At 66.5% G+C, this 6036-nt stretch carries 7 protein-coding genes; 3 read left to right on the top strand and 4 right to left on the bottom strand.

What is annotated here, in order from left to right; translation table 11 throughout:
- From B3587_RS11910 to B3587_RS11895, 4 genes are all read right to left on the bottom strand, one after another.
- Positions 1-278 (bottom strand): FUSC family protein (locus tag B3587_RS11910; RefSeq protein ID WP_414683137.1); only part of this gene is annotated, 278 nt, incomplete at its 3' end.
- 119 nt (positions 279-397) lie between these two features.
- A complete protein-coding gene (locus tag B3587_RS11905; protein ID WP_228176829.1) occupies positions 398-1507 on the bottom strand; it encodes a YgfZ/GcvT domain-containing protein in 1110 nt (369 codons plus the stop codon).
- Complete coding sequence (locus B3587_RS11900) at positions 1507-2118, bottom strand: FABP family protein (RefSeq protein ID WP_228176828.1); 612 nt, start codon at positions 2116-2118, stop codon at positions 1507-1509. The genes B3587_RS11905 and B3587_RS11900 overlap by 1 nt, the downstream gene beginning before the upstream one ends.
- 173 nt (positions 2119-2291) lie before the next feature.
- On the bottom strand, positions 2292-2582 hold the full coding sequence (locus B3587_RS11895) for a hypothetical protein (protein ID WP_228176827.1): 291 nt from the start codon (positions 2580-2582) through the stop codon (positions 2292-2294).
- 79 nt (positions 2583-2661) lie between these two features.
- On the opposite strand from B3587_RS11895, the gene B3587_RS11890 reads away from it, so the two are divergent.
- The 3 genes from B3587_RS11890 to B3587_RS11880 form a co-directional block, all read left to right on the top strand.
- Positions 2662-3357: a response regulator transcription factor gene (locus tag B3587_RS11890; protein WP_292709182.1), complete on the top strand. Its 696-nt coding sequence runs from the start codon at positions 2662-2664 to the stop codon at positions 3355-3357.
- 50 nt (positions 3358-3407) lie between these two features.
- Positions 3408-5573 carry an RNA degradosome polyphosphate kinase gene (locus B3587_RS11885; RefSeq protein WP_292728922.1) on the top strand — a complete coding sequence of 722 codons (2166 nt, stop codon included), beginning with the start codon at positions 3408-3410 and terminating at the stop codon, positions 5571-5573.
- Between the two features lie 29 nt (positions 5574-5602).
- Positions 5603-6036, top strand: a 434-nt coding sequence (locus B3587_RS11880) for an NUDIX hydrolase (protein WP_292728919.1), incomplete at its 3' end; no start/stop codon positions are given.

Here is a 6036-nt window from a genome sequence, read left to right as displayed (position 1 = left end):
CGTGCGACGGCGAGGGTTGCGGCAAGTGCGAGGCCCAGCTGCCACCATCCGCTGCCGGCGACCAGGAGCAGCACTTCGGCCACAAGGATGCCGATGATCATGCCGATGACGGTCTCGAGTACGCGGCGCGGCCGAGCGTCGCGCACAAGTCCGAGACTCGAGACCGTGACCGTCGCGGCAAGCAGCGGCGCCGGGTGTCCGAGAACGTACGCGGCGAAGGCGTAAGCGCCAGTCGCGGCGACCACGATCTGGACGATGGCGATGGATGACGCGCGCAGCCGCGTCCATCCGGGAAGCGGGCTGAACCTCGTCCACCACCGCACGCGAACCGGAAGTGTCAGCGGCGCAGTCTCGTCGGGTGCTGCCGGCCGCGGCGAGCGCGGGTCCTGCCCTGCGCTCACGGCGAGGGAGGGGACGCCGCCGCGCGCCGGGAGAGCCGAGGCAGTCGAGGAACGGATGCCGCGGCGCCGGCCTCGGGTGGCACGATCGTCTCGAGCCTCGCGGCTACAGCACCCTCGGCCGTCTGGACAGTCGCGTCACCGTCAGGGGTCGTGCGTCGAACGAGCGCAAGTCCGATGGGTCCGTCATCCACATGCAGGGCGACGGAGGTGAGCACGCCCACCTCACCACTGGCGATGTGGACCTTGGAACCGGGCGGGGGGAGGATGCTGTCGGCACCGTCGAGGTGTACCGCCATGAGCCGGCGGGGAGGGTGCCCCAGATTGTGCACCTTCGCGACGGTCTCTTGGCCGCGGTAGCACCCCTTGGTCAGGTGCACGGCGGTTCGGAGCCAGTCCACCTCATGCGGCAGAGATCGTTCGTCGACCTCCCGCGACCAGCTGGGGCGCCATGCGGCAATACGCAAGGCGTCGACGGCGAGCGCGCCGGCCAGCGACACCTCGCCCGCTGCGGCGGCTTGCGCGATTCGGTCGCGCTCGGAAGCGTCGACGATGACCTCGACCCAGTCCCGTGCCTGCCCCGGATGCTCGCCGACCGCGTACGCGTGCCCTCCGGCCGTGACGCCCGGCCACGGATCGCGCCAGACGAGTGGAACTCCCGCAGGCGAGAACGCGGTGAGCCCTGCAGCATCGGGTGAGACGGCACCGATGACAACCACGTCACCGACGAGCTGGATCTCAACGCGCATGCGGAACCGCATCTTGGTCAGCCACGCCGTCAACTGTTCGGCATCCGCTGCGTCGACCAGGAGCCAGGCGGTCTCGCCGTCGTCGACGATCCCGGCGGCGTGCTCGATGTGACCGTTCGGGTCAAGGATCAGCAGCTCGCTGCTTTCTCCCGGCATGAGACCTGCGACGGCTTGCGAGGTGATCGAGTCGAGCCACGCGAGGCGATCGGGACCGGCGACGCTGACCACTGCACGGTTCTCGAGCGGTGCGACAGCGTCGCCGCGCAGAAGTCGACGCTGCTCGGCAAGGGGGTTCCCGAGGTGCATGAGGATGCCGCCCTCAGCCACAGCCCCGGGTACCCGCTCGAATGCGGATGCCATCAGTCGGCCTTCGCGAGCCGAGCTGAGGCGTGGGACGCGAGCGATCCGCCGAGCGCTGCGATATCCCACGCCCACAGGAGGTGACCATCGACCAACCCGTACATGCGGGTCGCTGCGGAGTAGACCTTCGCCGATGCGGTGCGGATGACGGCATCCGTGGCGATATCGATGCGAGGCCCGCGGATCTGCCCGAGGTAGAGCTCGCAGACACCATCGGAGTGCACGAGCGAGACCTCGATCTCGAACCCGCCCTCGGGAGTTCGCAGGGCTTCGACGTCGTCGACCGTCAGCGGCGAAGCAGCGGCAGCCGCCGGGAGCAGGCCGGGACCAGGCACGGCGTCGGTCGCGGGGATCGCCAACCGCCAGTACCCGGTTTCGCTGACCAATGCTGTTCGTGGCCCAGCAGGATCATCCGCGTCCAGAAGCCAGGCCTGTGCGGAATAGTTCAGGTGATCGCCGCCATCGTGGCTGAAGCTCACCCGGTGATGGAACTCGCCCGTGAAGTGCGTGTCGTCAGTGTCGTAGTCGATGACACCGGTGCCCTCCCACACGCCGACGAGCCACGACAGTGGCGCGAGTTCGGCGGGGAGGTCGGTGGGAAGATCGATCACGGCGCGTCAGCGCTGGCCGCGGTACAGGTTCTTCACGACGACACCTGAGACGAACACGATCGCCAGCGACGCGAGCGCAAGCAGGCCCACGAAGAAGAGTTCGAGCGCTACGAGGTCCATAGATTCCACTCTATCCCGGAATCGCCCCGCCTGAACTGCTCACGCTCGGGGGGTCAGCGCGGCGCGATCGAGGCGAGCCCGAAGCCGAGACTGATCACGCCGAGCACGATGGCCGAGCCCAGGGTGCTCAGCGCGACGCGCTCAACGAAGGCCTGCGAGCGCCCATGAGCCAGCTGCACCGCGAAAGCCAGCACGACGCAGAGCCCCAGAGCCACGCCGAGCCACGCGATGCGCCATTCGGCAGGAACAAAAAAACCGATGATCGTGCCGGCGATGGCGGCGGCCACCCAGACGGCGACGATCCCGCCGAAGGCACGGCGTGGAGCAAGCGGTGGCAGGTCCATCGCCCTATTGTCTCCCATGGTGGGGTGACGCCCTAAACTGAGGGGCGCGGTGCGCCTCCGGCACCGGGAGGATGTCAGCGTGGCACAGCTATTGGTTCTGAGTTCCGCCCCAGGCGGAGGCCCAGCCCTGCCCGCCCTCGAACTGCTGAGTCACCGCACTCGCCAGATCCCCGCCGAGCCCGCGCAGCTGGTGAACGCGCCCAGCGCCGACATCGTCTTCGTGGATGCCCGCACCGACCTCGTCGGGGCCAAATCGCTGTGCAAGATCCTGGGCACGACGGGGCTGGATGTGCCGCTCATCCTCATCGTGACCGAGGGGGGCCTGACCGCGGTCTCGCCGGACTGGGGCGTCGATGACGTCATCCTGGTGACCGCGGGCCCTGCCGAAGTCGACGCGCGGGTCCGCCTGGCAATCGGACGAATGGCGAAGGAGCAGGTCTCTACCCGCATCCAGACCTCGGGGATCACGATCGACGAGTCGTCGTATTCCGCGAAGGTGCACGGGCGCCCACTTGATCTCACCTACAAGGAGTTCCAGCTCCTCCACTTCTTCGCCACTCACCCGTCGCGGGTCTTCACCCGGGAACAACTGCTCAGCGAGGTGTGGGGCTACGACTACTTCGGGGGAACCCGAACCGTCGATGTGCACGTCAGACGCCTTCGTGCCAAGCTCGGCGACCTGGAGCAGCTCATCGGCACCGTGCGCAACGTCGGGTACCGCTTCAACGTCTACGAGGATGACGCCCCGCCGCCGCGGGAGCGCGCCGACGCCTGACGACGAAAACTGTTCACGCGGGAGTCACGTAGCGCTGACAGGATGGACCCATGATCGACCACGAGGTTCTCGACACCGGGCTCGGCGACGAAGATGACGACGACTTCGACTCAGCGGCAGCAGCCGATGATCTCCTGCCCATTGACCGCTTCCTGGATCGTGAGCTGAGCTGGCTCGCGTTCAATCAGCGCGTCCTCGAGTTGGCCGAGGATCCGGGTCTGCCGCCGCTGGAACGCGCGAACTTCCTCGCGATCTTCGCGAGCAACCTTGACGAGTTCTTCATGGTCCGGGTCGCTGGGCTCAAGCGCCGCATCGTCACCGGACTCGCGGTGCCCACGAACATCGGCACCTCTCCCGAAGACACGCTCGCCGATATCTCGGAAGAGGCGCATCGACTGCAGCTGCGCCACGCCGACGCGTGGAGCCGCCTCGTCGCGCCGTCGCTTGCGGAGGCTGGAGTCGAGTTCGTCTCGTTCGCCTCGCTCGGCGATGACGAGCGCTCCCGCCTGTCTGACTACTTCCACGACCAGGTCTTTCCTGTTCTCATGCCGCTGGCTGTGGACCCAGCCCACCCCTTCCCCTACATCTCGGGCCTCTCCCTGAACCTGGCGATCCGCATCCGCAACGCGCGGACGGGTCGTCAGGAGTTCGCACGCCTCAAGGTGCCGCCGATGCTGCCCCGATTCGTCGAGATCTCGCGAGAGGGCGAGCGGGTGCGCTACCTCGCGCTCGAAGACCTCATCGCGAACCACCTCGGCGATCTGTTCCCGGGAATGGAGGTCTTGGACCACCACGCGTTCCGCCTCACGCGAAACGAAGACATGGTCATCGAAGAGGACGAGACCGAGAACCTCATCCAGGCTCTCGAGGCAGAACTCATGCGGCGCCGGTTCGGCCCTCCGATCCGCCTCGAGGTGACCGAGGACATGGACGAGCTGACGCTGAAGCTGCTGATCAGCGAGCTCGATATCACCGAGCAGGAGGTGTACCGCATTCCCGGCCCGCTGGACCTGCGGGGACTATTCGGCCTGAGCCGCCTGAACCGGCCCGAGCTCAAGTACAAACCGCACCTTCCCACGACCGCTATCGCGTTCCAGCCGGGCGACAACAACGAGCGCTCTGACATCTTCAGCGCCATCCGCACCGGGGATGTCCTGGTCCACCATCCGTACGAATCGTTCGCGACGAGCGTTCAGGCATTCCTCGACCAGGCGGCCAAGGACCCCCAGGTGCTCGCGATCAAGCAGACGCTGTATCGCACCTCAGGCGACAGCCCCATCATCCAGTCACTCATCGACGCTGCCGAGGCCGGCAAGCAGGTGCTCGCGCTCGTCGAGGTGAAGGCCCGCTTCGATGAGGCCGCGAACATCGTGTGGGCGCGCAAGCTCGAGAAGGCCGGCGTCCACGTCGTGTACGGCCTCGTCGGCCTCAAGACCCATTGCAAGCTGGCCCTGGTCATCCGCGAAGAGGAGGGGACGCTGCGCAGCTACTGCCACATCGGCACCGGCAACTACAACCCCAAGACCAGCCGGATCTACGAGGACTATGGGCTGTTCACGGCCGATGAGCAGGTCGGGCGGGACCTCACGCGCCTGTTCAACGAGCTGTCGGGCTACGCGATCGAGAAGAAATTCAAACGCCTGCTGGTTGCGCCGCTGCACCTGCGCAAGGGGCTGCTGCGACTCATCGAGGCCGAGCGTCGCAATGCTGCCGAAGGCAAGCCCGCACGCATCCGGATCAAGGTCAACTCGATGGTCGACGAGCAGATCATCGACGCGCTCTACCGTGCGAGTCAGGCCGGTGTGCCGGTGGAGATCTGGGTGCGCGGCATCTGCTCGATCAAGCCGGGAGTGCCGGGACTGAGCGAGAACATCACGGTGCGCAGCATCCTCGGCAGATATCTCGAGCACTCGCGAATCTTCGCGTTCCACAACGGCGGCGACGAGCAGATCTACATCGGCAGTGCCGACATGATGCATCGCAACCTCGACCGCCGGGTCGAGGCTCTTGTGCGGGTGACCGACCCCACCCACCTCGCACAGCTGATGACGCTCTTCGACCTCGCGATGAGCGATGCGACCAGCTCCTGGTGGCTCGACGCCTCCGGCACGTGGGTACGCCACCACCTCGATGAGCACGGCAATCAGCTCGTCGACCTACAGGATCAGACCATGAGCGATGTGCAGAGCCGGCGACGGGCGCGGGCAACGCGATGACCGACACTCTCACCGTCCCGGACCCCACCATGTCAGAGAACATCGTTTACGCAGCCGGCGGCGTGCTGTGGCGCATCGTTGAAGGCAAGCTCCGCATCCTGTTGATCCACCGCACGCAGTACCGCGACGTGACCCTTCCCAAGGGAAAGGTCGATCCCGGCGAGACTCTCGCCGAGACCGCCGTCCGCGAGATCCACGAAGAGACCGGCATCCGCGTCTCCCTGGGCGTCCCCGTGGGTGTCTCGACCTATCACATGCCCTCCAAACGCGACAAGATCGTGCACTATTGGGCAGCGGAGGCCACGGACGCAGCGATCAAGGCATCCTCGTTCGTCCCGAACAAAGAGATCGCGGCGCTCGAGTGGGTCTCGGCCAAGAAGGCGCGCGCCAAGCTCAGTTACCCGGTGGATGTCGAGATCCTGGACAAGTTCCTCGAGATCCGCGACAAGGATGTGCTGCGCAC

The organism is Microbacterium sp. UBA837 (assembly GCF_002296025.1).
GTDB lineage: Bacteria > Actinomycetota > Actinomycetes > Actinomycetales > Microbacteriaceae > Microbacterium.
Note: the sequence above shows the minus strand (reverse complement) of the source record. Positions and strands in the feature narration are given on the sequence as shown.

Excerpts from the sequence above, each read along its gene's own strand:
- B3587_RS11905 (WP_228176829.1), bottom strand. The coding sequence starts at position 1,507 with ATGGCATCCGCATTCGAGCGGGTACCCGGGGCTGTGGCTGAGGGCGGC.
- B3587_RS11885 (WP_292728922.1), top strand. The coding sequence starts at position 3,408 with ATGATCGACCACGAGGTTCTCGACACCGGGCTCGGCGACGAAGATGAC.
- B3587_RS11895 (WP_228176827.1), bottom strand. The coding sequence starts at position 2,582 with ATGGACCTGCCACCGCTTGCTCCACGCCGTGCCTTCGGCGGGATCGTC.